The 17306-nt window shown below is 72.3% G+C and carries 17 protein-coding genes; 5 read left to right on the top strand and 12 right to left on the bottom strand.

Annotated features, from left to right (window positions below; genetic code table 11):
* The first annotated feature begins 10 nt into the window (after positions 1 to 10).
* The 4 genes from AC5RUW_RS14780 to AC5RUW_RS14765 all read left to right on the top strand — a co-directional run bounded on the left by AC5RUW_RS14780 (position 11) and on the right by AC5RUW_RS14765 (position 3229).
* The gene (locus AC5RUW_RS14780; RefSeq protein WP_494161416.1) at positions 11 to 976 is read left to right on the top strand and encodes an alpha-ketoacid dehydrogenase subunit beta; all 966 of its coding nucleotides are present in this window, start codon (positions 11 to 13) and stop codon (positions 974 to 976) included.
* Positions 969 to 1301 carry a biotin/lipoyl-containing protein gene (locus AC5RUW_RS14775; protein WP_494161377.1) on the top strand — a complete coding sequence of 111 codons (333 nt, stop codon included), beginning with the start codon at positions 969 to 971 and terminating at the stop codon, positions 1299 to 1301. The genes AC5RUW_RS14780 and AC5RUW_RS14775 overlap by 8 nt, the downstream gene beginning before the upstream one ends.
* On the top strand, positions 1298 to 2104 hold the full coding sequence (locus tag AC5RUW_RS14770) for an alpha/beta fold hydrolase (RefSeq protein ID WP_494161415.1): 807 nt from the start codon (positions 1298 to 1300) through the stop codon (positions 2102 to 2104). The genes AC5RUW_RS14775 and AC5RUW_RS14770 overlap by 4 nt, the downstream gene beginning before the upstream one ends.
* 180 nt (positions 2105 to 2284) lie before the next feature.
* The gene (locus AC5RUW_RS14765) at positions 2285 to 3229 is read left to right on the top strand and encodes a serine/threonine-protein kinase (RefSeq protein WP_494161376.1); all 945 of its coding nucleotides are present in this window, start codon (positions 2285 to 2287) and stop codon (positions 3227 to 3229) included.
* An 81-nt stretch (positions 3230 to 3310) separates the two neighbouring features.
* Here the strand turns inward: AC5RUW_RS14765 and AC5RUW_RS14760 are convergent, their stop codons facing one another.
* From AC5RUW_RS14760 to AC5RUW_RS14740, 5 genes are all read right to left on the bottom strand, one after another.
* On the bottom strand, positions 3311 to 3463 hold the full coding sequence (locus tag AC5RUW_RS14760) for a hypothetical protein (protein WP_494005278.1): 153 nt from the start codon (positions 3461 to 3463) through the stop codon (positions 3311 to 3313).
* 133 nt (positions 3464 to 3596) lie between these two features.
* Positions 3597 to 4916, bottom strand: a complete 1320-nt coding sequence (locus tag AC5RUW_RS14755) for an MFS transporter (protein ID WP_494161375.1) — start codon at positions 4914 to 4916, stop codon at positions 3597 to 3599.
* Positions 4917 to 4989: 73 nt separating this feature from the next.
* A complete protein-coding gene (locus AC5RUW_RS14750; protein ID WP_494161374.1) occupies positions 4990 to 8112 on the bottom strand; it encodes an AAA family ATPase in 3123 nt (1040 codons plus the stop codon).
* A complete protein-coding gene (locus AC5RUW_RS14745) occupies positions 8109 to 9296 on the bottom strand; it encodes an exonuclease SbcCD subunit D (protein ID WP_494161373.1) in 1188 nt (395 codons plus the stop codon). The genes AC5RUW_RS14750 and AC5RUW_RS14745 overlap by 4 nt, the downstream gene beginning before the upstream one ends.
* 74 nt (positions 9297 to 9370) lie before the next feature.
* The gene (locus AC5RUW_RS14740) at positions 9371 to 10384 is read right to left on the bottom strand and encodes an MIP/aquaporin family protein (protein WP_494161372.1); all 1014 of its coding nucleotides are present in this window, start codon (positions 10382 to 10384) and stop codon (positions 9371 to 9373) included.
* A gap of 182 nt (positions 10385 to 10566) precedes the next feature.
* On the opposite strand from AC5RUW_RS14740, the gene AC5RUW_RS14735 reads away from it, so the two are divergent.
* Entirely contained in the window at positions 10567 to 11673 is a 1107-nt protein-coding gene (locus AC5RUW_RS14735) for an ADP-ribosylglycohydrolase family protein (protein WP_494161371.1), read from the top strand.
* Here AC5RUW_RS14735 and AC5RUW_RS14730 read toward each other — a convergent pair.
* The 7 genes from AC5RUW_RS14730 to AC5RUW_RS14700 form a co-directional block, all read right to left on the bottom strand.
* Positions 11670 to 12653, bottom strand: a complete 984-nt coding sequence (locus tag AC5RUW_RS14730; RefSeq protein WP_494161370.1) for an exonuclease domain-containing protein — start codon at positions 12651 to 12653, stop codon at positions 11670 to 11672. The two genes, AC5RUW_RS14735 and AC5RUW_RS14730, sit on opposite strands and share 4 nt — an antisense overlap.
* Entirely contained in the window at positions 12654 to 13340 is a 687-nt protein-coding gene (locus tag AC5RUW_RS14725; protein WP_494161369.1) for a DedA family protein, read from the bottom strand.
* 18 nt (positions 13341 to 13358) lie between these two features.
* Entirely contained in the window at positions 13359 to 14012 is a 654-nt protein-coding gene (gene rdgB / locus AC5RUW_RS14720) for an RdgB/HAM1 family non-canonical purine NTP pyrophosphatase (RefSeq protein ID WP_494161368.1), read from the bottom strand.
* Positions 14009 to 14797, bottom strand: a complete 789-nt coding sequence (gene rph, locus AC5RUW_RS14715) for a ribonuclease PH (RefSeq protein ID WP_494161367.1) — start codon at positions 14795 to 14797, stop codon at positions 14009 to 14011. Before rph ends, rdgB begins: the two co-directional genes overlap by 4 nt.
* Positions 14798 to 14806: 9 nt before the next feature.
* Complete coding sequence (locus AC5RUW_RS14710) at positions 14807 to 15667, bottom strand: MBL fold metallo-hydrolase (protein ID WP_494161366.1); 861 nt, start codon at positions 15665 to 15667, stop codon at positions 14807 to 14809.
* On the bottom strand, positions 15664 to 16611 hold the full coding sequence (gene murI / locus AC5RUW_RS14705; protein ID WP_494161365.1) for a glutamate racemase: 948 nt from the start codon (positions 16609 to 16611) through the stop codon (positions 15664 to 15666). The genes AC5RUW_RS14710 and murI overlap by 4 nt, the downstream gene beginning before the upstream one ends.
* Before the next feature lie 104 nt (positions 16612 to 16715).
* On the bottom strand, positions 16716 to 17279 hold the full coding sequence (locus tag AC5RUW_RS14700; protein WP_494161364.1) for a DUF2017 domain-containing protein: 564 nt from the start codon (positions 17277 to 17279) through the stop codon (positions 16716 to 16718).
* Between the last annotated feature and the right edge of the window lie 27 nt (positions 17280 to 17306).

Genomic DNA, 17306 nt, shown 5'->3' with positions numbered 1-17306 from the left:
GACGCTGTCCATGCAGCAGGCCCTGAACCGGGCGCTGGCCGAAATCCTGGAAGCCAACCCCAAGGCCGCCGTCCTCGGTGAGGACGTCGGCCGGCTGGGCGGCGTCTTCCGGATCACCGACGGCCTGCAGCAGCGTTTCGGCGCCGACCGGGTGTTCGACACCCCGCTGGCCGAATCGGGCATCCTCGGCCTGTCCGTCGGCATGGCCATGGCCGGCTGGCACCCCATCCCCGAGGTGCAGTTCGACGGCTTCGCCTATCCGGCGGTTAACCAGATCATTACCCAGGTGGCGCGGATGAACTACCGCAGCCGGGGCACCCTGCCGATGCCGATCACCCTGCGGGTGCCCAGCTTCGGCGGCATCCGGGCCCCCGAGCACCACGGCGAGTCCCTCGAGGCGCTCTTCGCGCACGTGCCCGGACTCAAGGTGGTCTCGCCGTCGAGCCCGCACGAGGCCTATCACCTGCTCAAGTACGCCGGCTCCCGGCCGGACCCGGTGATCTTCATGGAGCCGAAGTCGCGCTACTGGCAGAAGGCCGAGGTGGACCTGGCCGACGGCGGCTCGCCGCTGGGCTCCAAGGTCGTCCGGGCCGGCCGCCACGTCACCCTCATCGCCTGGGGCGCCATGGTGGCGCGCTGCCTGCAGGTCGCCGAGCTGGCCGCCGAGGACGGCATCGAGGTCGAGGTCCTGGACCTGCGCTGGCTCAAGCCGATCGACGCCGCCGGCCTTGCCGCATCCGTCGCCCGGACCCGCCGCGCCGTCGTCGTACATGAGGCGCCGCTGACCTCCGGGCTGGGCGCCGAGGTGGCCGCGCTCGTGACGCAGCACTGCTTCGACACGCTCAAGGCGCCCGTTGAGCGGGTTACCGGATTCGACGTACCGTATCCCTCGGGTGACCTCGAAGATGAATACATCCCGAACATTGACCGGATCCTCTTCGGGATCCAGCGAGTATTGGAGTACCGACGTGGCTGAAATTCCCTTCCCCCTGCCCGACCTCGGTGAGGGCCTGATCGAGGCCACCGTCCTGGAATGGTTCGTGTCCGTGGGCGACCAGGTGGAGCGCAACCAGCCGCTGGTCGAGGTGGAGACCACCAAGTCCGCGCTTGAACTGCCCTCCCCGCAGGCCGGCCGCGTGGCCCGCATCTACGGCGAGCCGGGCGAGAAGATCAATGTGGGCGAGCCGCTCATCGTCTTCGAGGTTCCCGACGACACGGCCGGCATCGTCGGCACCGTCCCGCAGGAGGGTCCGGCCCGGCGCCGGGTCCGCCTGTCCGCCGTCGACCTCGACGAGGACTGAGCGTGGGGGTCGAGTCCCACCTGGTCGAGGGCACCGCTCCCGGGCTGTTCAGTGAGACCCACGCGCCCGACGGCGCCGCCGCCGTCGGGCGCCCGGTCCTGCTGCTGCACGGGTTCGCCTCCTCGACGAAGCTCAACTGGGAGGATTCGGGCTGGATCGCGGCGCTGACCGCGGCCGGACGCACCGTCATCACCGTGGACCTGCCCGGCCACGGGCGCAGCCCGGCGCCGGCGGACCGGGAGGAATACCGGCCCAGCCGCCTGCGCGCCGAACTGCTGCAGCTGCTGCAGGACGCCGGGACGGCTCCGCTGGCCGAGGACGACCCGGACTCCGGCGTGGACATCATCGGGTACTCGCTCGGCTCCCGGCTGGCCTGGGAATTCGGCGCGACCCAGCCCGAGCTGGTCCACCGCATGGTGCTCGGCGGGCCCGGCAGCGGCGACCCGCTGGCCGACTTCGATCTCGAGGCGGCCCGCAGGGAACTGGCCGGCGGCGAACCGGTGGCCGATGCCCGGACGGCGGAGCTGCTGAAGATGGCGCAGCTCGCTCCCGGCAACGACGTCGGCGCCCTGCTGCAGATGGTGGAGGCCATTAAGTGTGAGCCGTTCACTCCGGCCGCGCTCGTGCCGTCGATGCCCCTGCTCCTGGTCGCCGGTGAGCGGGACGACCTTGCGGCCACCGCCCCCGAGCTCGTGGAGCTCAGCGGACAGGCCGAACTGGTGCGGCTGCCCGCCAGGACGCACACCAACGCGGTGACCTCACGCGCCTTCAAGACCGCCGCCATCGGGTTCCTCGCCGGGTAGGTCCGTCTGCGGGGGCCGCACGGTCCCCGCAGACACGGCGATTATCTCGTTTTGGCTACGGCTTATCCGCATTGTCTAAATAGCTAGAAAGACAAGATAGGATGGTCAAGGCGGACTTTCGTGGAGAAAAATTCCTCAGTCTGCTGATGATTTGTTTGATGAACCTCGAGGAGGACACCCGTGGATGTACTCCTGGGACAGCGGTACCGGACCGTTGAGCTGATTGGTTCCGGCGGTGCGGCTGCTGTCTACCGCGCGGTGGACGAAAACCTCGGGCGTGAAGTGGCGGTGAAGCTGTTCCAGCCCAGCGCCGTCGGCGATGACGAACAGCGCCGCCAGCAGACGGAAACCTCACTGCTGGCCACCCTGAACCATCCCGGCCTGGTGACCCTGCTCGACGCCGGCGTCTACCACGACGAGACCGGCCGTGGTTCCAGCTACCTCGTGATGGAGCTTGTCGACGGTCCGGACCTGCGCCGGCGCCTGAAAAACGGGGCGCTGCCGGCCCTGACCACGGCCACGCTGGGCGCCGATCTCGCGGACGCGCTGAACTACGTGCACACCAACGGTGTCATCCACCGGGACGTGAAGCCGGCCAACATCCTGCTGTTTCCGCAGGCGGATCAGGACACCCGGCTCTACCCGCGCCTGACCGACTTCGGCATCGCACGGCTCATCGAAGCCACTGTCGCCACGGCGCACGGCGCGACCATCGGCACGGCCAGCTACCTCAGCCCGGAGCAGGCCTCCGGAGGCGAGGTCACGCCACGCTCCGACATCTATTCCCTGGGCCTGGTGCTGCTGGAATGCCTGACCGGAGAGAAGGCGTTCCCCGGGCCGATCGTTGAATCCGCCGTGGCCCGACTGCTGCGCGATCCCGAGATTCCCGCCGACGTCGGGCCGGAGTGGACCGACCTGCTGCGGGCGATGACGTCCCGCCGGGTCGAAGAGCGCCCGGAAGCCCACGAGGCCGCGGTGGCCCTGCGCTCCCTGGCGGTTGAACCCGAGCAGTCCCTCCCGGAACCGCCGGCCGCCGGACCGGCACCGGAGGACCAGGTCACCGGAGGCATCACCACCGGCAACATCTACATTCCGCAGCCGCCGGACCACGCGCCGTCCCTCTGAGCCGACGGCAGCTGCCGGCCAGGTGAACATAAGGAAGGCCCCCGGGAATCCCCCGGGGGCCTTCCTTATGTCTGTGTCCGGCTAGCTGTTGCCCTGGTCCTCGGCGGCTTCGGGATCCTCCTCCGGCTCGAAGCTCGTGGGCTCATCCGTCGTGGCGGCTCCAACGCCGTCTTCCTGCGCGGGGATGGTGCCTTCGGGGCCAGCCCCGCCGTTTTCCTTCTGGGATTCGCTCATCGGTGCTCCTTGATCCGGTTCCGCAGGCGGATGTGGCTCCCACCTGCGCCTTCATTGATACTAAGCCACCTTCCGGTCCTCGGCCAGAGCCTGCCGAAAGCATGGCCGGAACCTGCAGGGGCCGCGGACCGGTTCAGGCGCGCGTGCGGCGGAGGACGAGGTGGGCGGCAAGGCTGAGCAGGAGCATGGCGGTGGCCGCCCCGGCAGGCACCAGCAGCGACGCGCCGTGGCCGTGGGCCTCGGCGAGCGGGCCGGCCAGGGCGGACCCCAGGGCGGTGCCTGCGACTGTGCCGCTGGCCAGCAGCGTCATCACCGTGCCCACCAGGTGGCGGGGTGCGACCACGGACCCGACGGCGAAAATGCTCACCATCGTCGGACCGACCGGAATGCCGAGCACGAACAGCGCCACCACCATGGTGGGGACATCAGCGGGCAGCAGGACGAGCCAGACCAGGGCGAACATTCCGGCCGAGGAAAGCAGCCAGCGGGCTACCGGCCCGATGCGGGCGGGCCAGTAGGCGACGGACAGTGCCGCTGCGGCTGAACTGAGCCCCATCACGGCGTAGAGCAGGCCGGCGGCGGACGTCATGCCGAAGCTTCCGCTGAACGCGGTGAGGCTGGTCTGCATGGACCCGAAGAACGTGCCCATGGCCAGCATGCCCAGCACGGGCACGGCGATCGTCGCCCCGGCGCGCAGGGAGAGCGGGGCCGGTGCGGCCCTGCCGCTGCGGCCGGCGCCGACGACGCCGGCCGTCGGGTGCAGGGCGAAGGCGGTGACCATTGAGGCGGTCAGCAGGGCCGCCAGCGCCAGGGGCAGCCAGGGGGCGATCACGGAGGCAAGCAGGCCGACCAGCGCCGGCCCGAGCACGAAGGTCAGTTCGTCGGCGGTCCCCTCATAGGACAGCGCCGTGTCCAGGTCCTGCGCCGATCCCCGGCGGGACGTCAGGGCCATCCAGCGGACGCGGGCCATCGGCCCCACCTGCGGGGTGGAGGCGCCCATCAGCAGGCATGCGGCCAGCACGGCCCAGGGAGCGGTGTCCGGCTCGAGCGCCGCGGCGCCGAGCAGGGTCGCGCCGATGGCCAGCGGGTTCAGGACGGCGGTGGTGAGCAGGACGCCGCGCTGGCCCAGGCGGTCGGCCAGGAAACCGACGACGGGGGCGCCGATCGCGGAACCGATGCCTACCGCTCCGGCGGCGAAACCGCCGGTGGCGTAGGAGCCGCTGGCCGCGGTGACCAGGGTCAGGGCGCCGACGGTGAGCATGGCCAGGGGCAGGCGGGCGAGGAAGGCGATGGTGAAGAAGCTGCCGCCGGCCAGGCGGCGGATCCGTCCGAACCGGCTGCCGGTCAGTCCGGACTCAGCGGCGTCGGAAACAGCCGCGCCGTCGGCGGCGGGGTCCCGGGGGGAATCGGTGTGGGCGTCGGATGAGGCTGAAGAAGAAGTGCGGATGCTCATTTGACCTTAGACAGGAAAAATTGTGCGCATCGTCCCTCCTCCCGATGCGCCGGACCCGGCTTTCCCCGCCATTCTACCCGATGTCGCCGCCGGTCAGCCGGGTGACGATGTGCGAGCCGCGACGCCCCTTGACGATCTGCAGCTGGGAGGTGACCCGCTGTTTCATTTCGGCCACGTGGCTGACCAGCCCGACCACCCGGCCGCCGTCGCGCAGGCCTTCCAGCGCGTCCATCACCTGTTCCAGTGACTGGTCGTCGAGGCTGCCGAACCCCTCGTCGACGAAGAGGGTCTCGATGCTGACGCCTCCGGCTTCCTGCTGCACCACGTCGGCGAGGCCCAGGGCCAGTGACAACGACGCCATGAATCCCTCGCCGCCGGAGAGGGTGCCGGTATCACGTCTCTGGCCGGTCCATCCGTCAATCACGTGCAGCCCGAGCCCGGCCCTGCGGTTCCCCGAACGGGCGTCGCTGTGCACCAGGGCATAGCGGCCCCCGGTCATCGCCGCGAGCCGTTCCGTGGCGGCGGCCGCCACCTGCTCGAGCCGCGCGGCCAGGACGTAGGTGCTCAGGGCCATCCGGTAGCGGTTCTCCCCCGCCCCGCGGGCGGCGTCGGCCACCCCGCGCAGCAGCTCGCAGCGGGCCGCCAGCGGTTCCACCCGCGCGCTCACCGCGCGCGCCTGGACCGCGTACCCGGCGAGGACATCGGCTGAGTCCCGCAGCCGCTGCACCAGCAGGTCGGCTGCGCGGCGCCGCAGCCGCAGGGATTCCAGACCGGCCTCGGCGGCGGCGATCTCGTCCTCCGTGGGCAGCGGCCGGCCGCCGTCGTCGTCCTGCCCGCCCAGGGCCTCTTCCCGCAGGGCAAGCCGCCGGCCCTGCTCCTCGTGCTCCTCGACGCGCTCCTGCAGGTGCCGCGCCAGGGGCTCGTCCAGCAGCGCCCCGCGGACCCCGCCGGCGTCGGCGAACTCGGTGCCGGCCAGGGCCGCGGCCAGGGCGGCCTCCGCCTCAAGGCTTCGGGCTGCGCGTGCTTCGGCCCGGCCCAGCGCCGTGCGCGCCGCTTCAACCAGGCGGCGCAGTTCGGTGAGGACCGCGACGCGCCCGGCCAGGGTGTCGAACCCGCCGCGCAGCTCTCCGGTCCTGGCCGCCAGTTCGGCGGCGCGCTGCTGTGCTTCCGCCGCACGGGTCCGGGCCGCGGCCTCCGCCACGCGGGCTTCCTGCTCGGCCTCGGCCTGGCCCTGCTGCCGGGCCTGGAGCTGTTCCCGGCGCTGTTCGCCGGCGGCGAGGGCTTCCGCCTCGCGGACGGCCTCCTGTATTGCCTGCTGCAGCGCCTGAACCCGCCCGGCAGCGTCCGAGGCGTCACCGTCGCCGCCCTGCGCGCGCAGGCCCTCCTGCTGCAGGGCCAGCGCCTCGGCCTCGCGCCGCGCCGCCTCCCAGTCCTCTTCGGCTGCCGCGACCTTCTCGCGCAGCTGCTCCTCGGCCTCCCGATCAACGGCTTCGCCGTCAGCCGGCGGAGGTGCGGGCGCCGGATGCTCCACGGCTCCGCACACCGGGCAGGAGCTGCCGGGAACGAGCCCGGCCGCAAGGTCGGCAGCGGCCTGTTCCAGGCGGCGGGCGACGGCGTCCTGCCATTGCCCGCGCAGGTCCTGGTAGCGGCCGCGCAGGTCAGCGGCACCGGCTGCCGCGGACGCCGCGGCAGCTGCGACCTTCCGGAAGGCGGTCACGGCCCGTGCGGTCGCCTCGGCCTCGGCGAGGTCCCGTCGCAGGCCCTGCAGCACCGCCCCGGCGTCCTTGAGCCGCTCCAGGTCCGATTCCACGGCGTCGAGCTCAGCGCGCAGCCGGAGCCGTTCGGCGGCGGCCGCTTCGGCACCGCGGGAATGTTGTGCGGCCTGGTCGGCGGCAAGCGTTGCCTCCGCCGCCAGCTGCGCGGCCCGCTCCTCCTCCGCCAGCCCGGCCCTGGCCGCGGCGAGGTCCTCGGCCAGGGTGTAATCAAGCCCGGTCAGCGGCTCCGCCAGCGCGTCGCGCTCAGCCGGCAGGGCGCCGTAGGCCAGGGGCGGCTCCTGCAGGCGGCGGGCCAGGGCATCGACCGCATCCGCCGCAGCGTCTTCGGCCTGCGCGGCCGCATCCGCCGCGGCCTGCCACGCGTCGAGCACGCCCGCCACGGCACACGCGTGCCGGTGGGCCTGCAGCTGTGCCCGAACCGGCTCCAGCGACGCCTCCTCCTGCCGATGGCGCTCCTTGTCCCGGGCCAGCCGGCTGCGGTCCAGTCCGCGTTCCCGCCGCGCGTGCAGCGTGGTGCAGGCCTGTTCGGCTTCGGCCACCGCCGCTTCCCCGCCGACGAGGTCCTCTTCGGCCTGCTTGAGCCGCGTCCTCAGCCGGTCCTCGGCTGCTGCGATGCGCTGGACCGGATCTGCCGCCTCGTCCGGGGCCGCCGCCGTGTCCTCTCCGGGCCCGTCCGCCTCGGCGGGTTCCCCGGGGGCGCTGCCGGCCTGCGTTCCGGCTTCCGTCACCGACAGGTCCTCGCGGTGGCGGAGCATTTCGTCGTCGGCGCGCCGCAGGACGTGGTCCAGTTCCCGCTGCTCCGCTGCGAGCGTCGCTTCGGCCGCGGCCGCCTCCAGTCGCAGCTGCTCCTCCACGCGCTCAAACCGGTCGGTGCCGAAGAGCTTCTGCAGCAGGACCGCACGTTCGGTGGCGTCGGCGCGCAGGAAAGCGGCGAAGTCGCCCTGCGGCAGCATCACCACCCGGGTGAACTGTTCCTTGTTCATGCCGAGCAGCGCCTGAATTTCCGCGGACGCTTCGTCGTTGCGGGCGGACTTCTCCACCCACTGCCCGCTGACCAGTTCACGCAGCAGGGTCCGCGCCTGTTCCGTGACCGTCGCCCGCCCTCCGGCGCGCTTGGCCGGCCGTTCCCACTGCGGTGACCGGGTCACCTCCAGCCGGCGGCAGCCGGAGGAGAACTCCAGGACGACCTCGGGAACGGCAGCCGGTTCAGCGTGGTCGCTGCGCAGCCTTTTCGCCTGCTGCCGCGCCCCGGGAACGCCCCCGTACAGGGCGAAGCAGATCGCATCAAGCACGCTGGTCTTGCCTGCACCGGTGGGGCCGTTAAGCAGGAACAGCCCCTGCGCCCCGACGTCGTCAAAGTCGATGACCTGCCGTTCGGCGAATGGCCCGAAGGCCTGGATTTCGAGCCGATGGATCCTCATGCCGTCGCCTCCTCGGCCTGGACGGCAGTCAGGACTTCGGCGATCAGCGAGCGCTCGGCGTCGTCCGCTGCGCGGGACCGCACGTGTTCGAGGAACCCGCAGCAGATATCGAGATCGTCGGCGGCGCGGGCCATCCGCTGGCTGTAGGTCTGGACGGGACCGTCGGCACCGGGCGGCGGATCGAAGGTCAGCACCAGGGTGTCGGCGAAGCGCTGCCGGAGCCGGTCCATGGCGCGGGCGGGCCGCTCGCGGTCGGTCAGCGTGATCTGGCACCAGGCCTGCTCGGCCCAGGCCAGCCCGGGATCCGCCAGCAGCTGCTCCAGCTCCCCGCGGAGCACGGCCAGGCGCCTGGGCTGTGGCCAGGACACCTGCTCCACCGCGGGCGAGAAGCCCTCCCCGAAGTCCAGCAGCCAGGCGCCCTTGTCCTGCCCCGCCTCGGAGAATGAATAGGCGAGCGGGGATCCGCTGTAACGGGTGCCCGGGGCGAGGACCTGCCGGCCGTGCAGGTGGCCCAGGGCCGTGTAGGCGAAGCCGTCGAACAGGTCCAGCGGGACGGCGCCCACCCCTCCCACGGCAAGGTCCCGCTCGCTGTCGGAGCTGAGGCCTCCGCTGGCGAAGGCGTGGGCCATCACTACGGGCCGCACCGGAGCACCGTCGGCGGCCCGGCGGGAGACGTCCGCGCGGATCCGCCGCACAGCCTCGGCCAGGACGGCCTCATGCGAGGGGCGGTCCACCCCCAGTTCAGCGGCAGCCAGCCGCGGCTCCAGATAAGGGATCCCGTAGACGGCGACCGGTTCGGTGCCCCGGCCACCGCCCTGTTCCGCGGGGCCGCAGAGCAGCACCGGCCGGTCCAGGTCGGCGGGGCGGGTGCGCAGGTGCACCCCGCCGCGTTCCAGGACCCGCCCGCCGAAGCCCAGCCGCGCGGCGGAGTCGTGGTTGCCGGAGGTGATGATCACCTGGGCGCCGGCGCCGGTGACCGCCGCGAGGGCCTCGTCAAGCAGCCGGACCACGTCAACGCCCGGCAGGGCACGGTCGTACACGTCTCCGGCCACCAGGACCGCGTCAACGCTGTGTTCCGTGACCGTCTCGACCAGCCTGGCCAGGAAGTCCCGCTGAGCCTCGAGCATGCCGACGCCGTGGAAGGAACGGCCGAGGTGCCAGTCGGAGGTGTGGAGAATCCGCATACCTTCAACCTACCCGCCACCTCCGACAGTTCCGGATTCCGGAACCGGGAGGGGGCGGCCTACCGGCTGCGGTCCTAGCTGCGGCCGCGCCGGCCCTCATCGCCGTCGTCTCCGGGCGTGTCGAAGCTGCGCGCCGCGTCGCCGGCCGTGTCGTCGGGCCTGCCGGTTTCCTCCGCGGCAGCCGGACCGGCGTCAGTCCCGGTGGTCCCGGCGGTCCCGGCGGCAGCGCCGGTCCGGGGCTGCGTGCGGACCTCCGTCCGCTCCCCCTCCGCCGCGGGCCCGGCGACGGAGGACCCATCGTCAATGCGCTCCGCGGGGCCCGGGACCAGGTCGATGCTGCGGTAGATCAGGCCGGTGATGACCGCGCCCACCAGCGGAGCAACCCAGAACAGCCACAGCTGCCCGCCGCCGGAAAAGTCGGCAAACAGCACCGGGGCGGTGGACCGCGCCGGGTTCAGCCCGCCGCCGGTCACCGGCCCCAGGACGGCCAGCAGCACCGCGTAGGCCAGGCCCACGGCAAAGGGCGCGGCACCGGAACGCAGGCCGGAACCGGCCGTGGCGCCCAGGAACACAGCGGTCAGCAGCGCGGCGGCGATCACCTCGAGCAGCAGCGCGCCCGCCAGCGGGAAGCCGAGGGCACTGTCCTCGCCGAAGCTGTTGACGGACTGGGCAAAGATCTGGCTGACGGAGGTCACCTGCGGGTATCCGCTGAGGGCGGTCCAGAGCACGAAGACGCCAAAGACGGCGCCGATCAGCTGCGCGACGACGTAGGGCCCGACCGCGATCCAGGGCGTGCGGCCCGCGACGGCGGAGCCCACGGTAATGGCGGGGTTGAAGTGGCCGCCGGAGACATAGCCGAACGCGACCATGGCAGCGGCAAGGCCCAGGCCGAAGCCGAACGGCGCCGGCACTCCCCCCTGCGTGCTGAAGATCGTCAGTCCGAAGCCTGCGAAGATCAGCAGCGCGGTGCCTGCGGCTTCCGCCACGGACCGGCCCACCAGACCGTAGCGGCGCCCGGCGCCGCGCTCGGAGGGTTCGGGGTGTGCGGTCCCGGCCGCGCTCGCGCCGGAAGTATTGGGAGCAGTCATGGGAGAAATCGCGTCCTGTCCTTGGGCGGGCGGAAGCCCGCGGGATGCTTCGCAGGGCCGGTGTGGCCCCGGCTACAAACTACCCCAGCCTGCCCGGGGCGTCTGTGCACAGCATGGAAAAACCCTGAGCGCCGGCAGGAGGACCGCAGGGCCGCCGGCGGAAGCCGCCTAAGCTGGTAGCCGTGACTTCCCTTCCGCACCCAGAGCCTGAATCCGCCGTTCCCTCCGCAGCCGGACGCATCCGGGGCTGCCTCGCCGGCCTGCTGGCCGCCGACAGCCTGCTGCAGCCACTCCCCGGCGGGACGGGACGTCCAACCGATGAGGCCGAGCTGGCCCTCTACACGGTGGACGGGCTCGTTGAGGCGCTGCAGTGGGCCAACGACGGCGTGAGCGCCGATGAAACGGCCTGCCTCTGGCTGGCCTACCTGCGCTGGGCCCGGGTGCGCGGCCTGCCCGTGGACGACGGCGCCCCGGCTGCCCCGGCGCGCCCGCTGGACCGGCTGCTGGCCGGCGCCGGTGTGTCCGCCCGGCCCGATGCTCCCGCCGGGCGGGCGCTCACCCTGCCGGACATGGGATCCATCGGGCGTCCGGTCAACCCGGGGGCCGACGACGACGGCGTGCTGCTGCGTTCGGTGCCCGCCGGACTGATTCCGTATCTTCCGGTGGAGGCCGCGGCCCGGATCGCCCTGAACGGCGCCGCACTGACGCACGGCCATCCGCTGGCCTGGCATGCCGCAGCGGCGCTGGCCGCCGTCGTCCACGCCCTGGCGGAGGGCCGGCCGCCGCAGGCGGCTGTATCGGAGGCAGCCGCCCTCGCCGGCTCCGAGCCCGTGCCCGAACTGGCCCGGGCCCTGGCCGCCGCGCAGGCGGAGGGTGCGGCGGGGCGGCTGCCTGCAGCTGGCCCGGCCGGCGACGGCGGCGGCAGCGGACGGCGGGCGGACGTGGTGCTGGCCGCGGCCGTCCAGGCCGTGCTGGCCGTTGCCGCGGGCGCGCAGCTGCCGGACGACCAACCGGCGGACGAGGAGCAGCCAGACGGGCCGGAGAAGAACCAGCCGGTCGGCCCATCATCGGCTGTCCGGCCTGCCGACCCGACCGGCTACCGGAGCGCCGTCCAGGCGGCGGCGGCCGCCGGCGGACCCGTGGCCGGCGCAGCGGCCGGCGCGCTGGTCGGCACCTGGCTCGGTGACAACGCGGTGCCGTCGCTCTCCGCGGCGGAACCGGCGGCGGCGGCGCTGGAGCTCGTGGCGGCGGACCTCATCCGGGTCACCGGGAGCGCAGCCGAGGGCTAGGCGGGAAGCCTGGCCTCGAGCATCTGCAGGAACTGCACCTCGGAGAGCACTAGGATCTCGCGCCCCTGTTCCATCAGGTCCAGCGCCCGCCGCGCCTTGCCGGTCAGCCGGCCGCTGCGCAGTTCGGCGGCGTCGAATCCGTCTCCCACCACGAGCACCCCGGTGCTGCGGGTGACCGTGCTGGCCGGACGGGCACCCACGCCGGCAGCCAGGTCCTTGGCGGTCTGCCGGGGCATCGCCAGCTCACCGGTGAACACGATCGAGCGGCCGTACAGCGGGTGGCCCGGGTCGGCGTCGGGATTCGGCGCCGTGTTCTCCCCCTCCTTGGGCCAGCGCGGAGCCGGCGGCATGGTGCCCCGGGCCAGGATGTCCCTGGTGGGCCGGGACATCTCATCGATGCCGGGCCGGTAGGCCGGCATATGCGAGGGGCGCAGATTGGCGGCCGCGAAGTACTCCGCCAGCGAGGCGCAGCCGGCGCGGCGGACGACGTCGATCATGATTCCGGCGCAGGCGCGGGCGTCTTCGGCGGCGTCGTGGTGGTTCACCAGCGGCACTCCGGCGGCTTCCGCCGCGAACGGCAGCGAATGCGACGCCAGCGTGTAGGTCCGGCGGGAGTGCTGCACCGTGCAGGTGTAGTCGTAGGCCGGCCCGGGCAGGTCGGAGACCTCCAGGGCCGAGCGGATGACGCCCAGGTCGAAGGCGGCGTTGTGCGCGACCAGGATGTCCTCGCCGATGAACGCTCCGATTTCGGCGAACAGTTCGCCGAACCGGGGCGCGGAGGCCACCGTTTCCGCCTCAATGCCGTGGATCCGCACGTTGCGGAAGTCAAAGTGGTCGTGTCCGGCGGGCGGGCGCATCAGCCAGGCGGCCTCCTCGACCACCCGGCCGCCGCGGACCTTGGTCAGGCCGACGGCGCAGGGAGAGCCGCGGAATCCGTTGGCTGTTTCGAAGTCAATTGCGGTGAAGGCGAGGTCCTGCACTCAGGCGTCGCCCCGCTCCGCGGCCCGGCGGCGGCGGTTGGTGCGGATCTTGGACACCAGCCACCACGCGGCCCCGATCACCACGGCGGCGATGACGATCTTCTGGAAGACGTCGGCGTACTGCTCCACCACGTGCCAGTTTTCGCCCAGCAGGAACCCCGCGCAGACGAAGATGGTGTTCCAGATCAGTGAGCCGGCGGTGGTCAGCAGCAGGAACATGCCCACCGGCATGCGCTCGATGCCCGCGGGGATGGAGATGAGGCTGCGGAAGATGGGGATCATCCGTCCGAAGAACACCGCTTTGTAGCCGTGGCGGGCGAACCAGGCCTCGACCTTGTCCACGTCCTCCAGGTCCACCAGCGGCATCTTGTCCACAACGGCGCGCATGCGGTCCCGCCCCAGCCAGGCGCCGATCCCGTAGAGCGCCAGGGCGCCGACGACGGAGCCCAGCGTGGTCCAGATCAGGGCGGCGATGATGGAGAAGTTGCCCTGGCTGGCGGCGAATCCGGCCAGCGGCAGGATCACCTCGCTGGGCAGCGGCGGGAACAGGTTTTCCAGGGCGATGGCCAGCCCGGCTCCCGGAGCACCGATGGTCTCCATGAGCTCGACGGACCAGTCGGCAAAGCGTTCGATCAGGGATCCGTCGGTGGCGGCGGCCTCGGCGGCGGCGGGAATCAGGATAGTCATAGCGCCTCCCATTCTGCCCTACGGGGCAGCGGGGGGCGGAACCGGAGCCCCGGCGAGGGCCCGGACCAGGGCGGGCAGCAGCGCCCGGAAGGCCTGCCCGCGGTGGCTGATCGCGTTCTTCTCGGCGGGCGTCAGCTCGGCGGTGCTGCGCTGGGATCCTTCCGGCGCGAGGATCGGATCGTAACCGAAGCCGCCGGTGCCGCGCGGAGCCTGCAGCAGAGTGCCGCGCAGTTCGCCGCGCTCCACCTGCTCCCCCGCTCCCCCGGGCAGCGCCAGGGCTGCGGCGCACACGAAGGCCGCCGAGCGGTGTTCAGGGGCGATGTCGGCCAGCTGTGCGAGCAGCAGCTGCAGGTTGGCCGCGTCGTCGCCGTGCCGGCCCGCCCAGCGGGCGGAGAAGATGCCCGGCGCACCGCCCAGGACGTCGACGGCGAGCCCGGAGTCGTCGGCGACCGCCGGCAGTCCGGTCGCCTCCGCCACGGCGCGGGCCTTCAGCAGGGCATTCGCTTCGAAGGTGGTGCCCGTTTCAGCCACGTCGGGTGCGCCCACGGCTTCGGCATCGACCACCTGGGTGTCGACGTCGAGCCCGGGCACCTGCCCGCGGAGCAGTTCGCGCAGTTCGCGCAGCTTGCCGGCGTTGCGGGTGGCCAGCACCAGCCGGGGCGCCGCGCTCACGCCAGGCCCAGGGTGCGGCGCTGGATGTCGGCCAGCTCGGCGGTGCCGAGCAGGGCCAGGTCGAGCAGCGCATCCAGTTCGGCCCGGTCGAAGGGGGCTCCTTCCGCGGTGCCCTGGACCTCGACGAACTTCCCCGAGCCGGTGACGACGACGTTCATGTCCGTCTCGGCCCGTACGTCCTCAACGTAGGGCAGGTCCAGCATGGGCACCCCGTCAATGATGCCGACGCTGACCGCCGCCACCGAGTCCAGCAGCGGTTCGGCCTTGGCATTGATCAGCTTGTTGGCCTTGGCCCAGGCCACCGCGTCCGCCAGGGCCACGTAGGCGCCGGTGATCGCTGCGGTGCGGGTGCCGCCGTCGGCCTGCAGGACGTCGCAGTCCAGCACGATGGTGTTCTCGCCGAGGGCCTTGGTGTCGATGATCGAGCGCAGCGACCGGCCGATCAGCCGCGAAATCTCATGGGTGCGCCCGCCCAGCTTCCCCTTGACCGACTCGCGGTCGTTGCGGGTGTTGGTGGCCCGCGGCAGCATGGCGTATTCGGCGGTGACCCAGCCCTTGCCCTCGCCCTTCAGCCAGCGCGGCACGCCGGCGGTCAGCGAGGCGGTGCAGAGCACCCGGGTGCCGCCGAATTCGATCAGCGCGGAACCTTCAGCCTGGCTGGACCAGCCGCGGGTGATGCTGATGTCGCGCAGCTGGTCGGGAGTGCGCCCGTCGGCGCGGCGGACGGCGCCGCCCGCCTGGACGGAGCTGGAGGGCTGGGAGGAACCGGCGGAAGCTGAAGTCATTGAGCCAGTCTATCGGCCCGCCGCCGGCGCGGCCGGGCCCGGCGCCGCGGCCAGGGGCGCCGTGAACGCACTGCCGACCTCATAGGACACCCCGGCCACGGCGACCGCGAGGTCCCCGTCGTAGGCCCGGCGGGCCTCCTGGACGCTCCGGTTCGCGTCGTTCCAGACGGGCAGGTGGGTCAGCAGCAGCCGGCGCGCTCCGGCTTCGGCCGCTGCCTCGCCGGCGCGCAGGCCCGTCAGGTGCACCCCGTCAATGGCGTCGTCGCGGCCTTCATGGAAGGCCGCCTCGCAGAGGAAGACGTCGGCGTCGCGGGCCGAGTCGATCAGCCCCTGGCAGGAGTCGGTATCGCCGGAGTAGGCGAGCGTGCGCAGCGTGGCGCTGCCGTCGGCCGCCACGCTGCGGGCCTCGACGCGCAGCGCGTACGCTTCGTCGGCCGGATGGCGCACCGGATGCGGAGTGACCGTGAACGGCCCGATGGTCACCGGCCGGCCGGCGGTCCAGGCGTTGAACTCGAAGTCCTCATGCATGCCCGGATCCAGCTCCAGCCCGTACGCGGTCGCCATCCGGTCGGCGGTGTCCGCCGGTCCCCAGACCGTGATCCGGTCCCGGTTCCAGCCGGCCGGGTCCCAGTGCACGGCCACGTGCAACCCGCACAGGTCCATGCAGTGATCCGGGTGCAGGTGGCTGAGCAGCACGGCGTCAATGTCGCGCAGGTCCATGTAGCGCTGCAGGGCACCCAGGGACCCGTTGCCCAGGTCCAGCAGGATCCGCCAGTCCCGTTCGCCGTCGTTCGCGGTCACCAGGTAGCAGGAGGCCGGTGAGGCCGGGCCCGGGAAGGAGCCGCTGCAGCCCACAATGGTCAGCTTCATGCGGCACCGTGTCCCGACGCCGCCCGCAGCCGGGTCTCGGCGCGGGCCGCCGCGGCCAGCTCGGGGGTGATCCGGGCCATGCTGCCGGTGGGATAGTGGGCCGAGACGCTGTCGACCTGCTCGACGGCGGTTACCTCGGGGCCTAGGAAGCGGCGGGCGAGGCGCTCGAAGGAGGCCGCGTCGCCGGTGGCCAGGAAGTGGTGCTCGGGCACGGCGTCGGCGTCGCGCTGCAGGCCGTGCGAGACCAGGGCGCGGTAGACGTCCTTCGCCGTCTCCTCGGCACTGGAGACGAGGGTGACCTCTTCGCCCATGACGTAGGAGATGACGCCGGTGAGCAGCGGGTAATGGGTGCAGCCCAGGACCAGCGTGTCGACCCGGCGTTCCTTCAGCGGCGCGAGGTACTCCTCCGCGGTGGCGAGCAGTTCGGCGCCGGAGGTGATGCCGGCCTCCACGTAGTCCACGAAGGCGGGGCAGGCCACCGAGGACACCTCCAGGTGGGGGGCGGCGGCGAAGGTGTCGTCATAGGCCCGGGAGCCGATCGTCGCCGCCGTGCCGATCACGCCGATCCGTCCGGTGCGGGTGGCGGCGACGGCGCGGCGGACCGCAGGCTGGATGACTTCGATCACCGGAATGCCCCAGCGCCGTGTGTAGCGTTCACGGGCGTCCCGGAGCACCGCCGCCGACGCCGAGTTGCAGGCAATGACCAGGGCCTTGACGCCGGAATCCACCAGCTCGTCCATTACCCCGAGCGCGTTCGCCCGCACCTGCGCGATGGGCAGCGGCCCGTAGGGACCGTTGGCGGTGTCGCCCACGTACAGGATGGATTCCTTGGGCAGCTGGTCGATGACCGACCGCGCCACGGTGAGCCCGCCGACACCGGAATCGAAGATACCGATCGGGGCGTCCGGGGTCTGCTGCAGGGAAAAGGCGGGGTTCGAGCTCATGATGTATCGACAATAGTCTTCGCGGTCCATCCGGCCCACCCGGGGGTTCGTGCCGTTGGTCACAAAACACGCGGATCGGGAACCCGCTGCGCCCGGGTTTCCGACTAGCGCCGGGGCAGCTGCCCGAGCATGGCTGTCATGAGCGTCTCCTGCAGCCAGGTCACGAAGTTGTAGACCAGCGCCAAGTAGTCCTCGACGTTTTCGGCCTTGCCCGGATCGGTGATCCCGTGCAGGCGTTCGGCGTCCTCATCGGTGCGCAGCCCGAGCCGTTCGCCCAGCACCAGCCGGACGTCGTTCAAGGCGCGGGCGAACCAGCGGGCCTGCTCGTCGTCCAGCACGACGGGCGAGGATTCCAGCAGCAGGGCGGCACCGCGCAGCGCTCCGGCCTTGCTTTCCCGCAGCGAGCGCTCGGTGAGCCGGCGGAACTCCAGGGCCTCGCCGTCGTCGCCGCGCACCGCGTTAGGCAGCAGCCGCAGCAGGGCGGGGTCCTCCGGGACCCGGGCGGAGGAGTCCATGCCCACCAGGGCCGCCAGCGGATCCTCGTCCTTCGGGGCGGCGGACTCGAGCATGCCGAGGACGTCGGCGAAGAGGCTGCGCAGCAGGTCCCGCTCCCCCTGCTCAAGCGAGGCCGCGATGCCCCGGCGGGTCAGTTTGAAACCTGTTGCCATGGTGTCCGTCCGTACTTCGTGGTTGGG

The sequence above is a fragment of the Arthrobacter sp. Y3222053 genome (assembly GCF_059092805.1).
The sequence above is the reverse complement of the archived record's forward strand: the minus strand, read 5'-3'. Positions and strand labels throughout refer to the sequence as shown.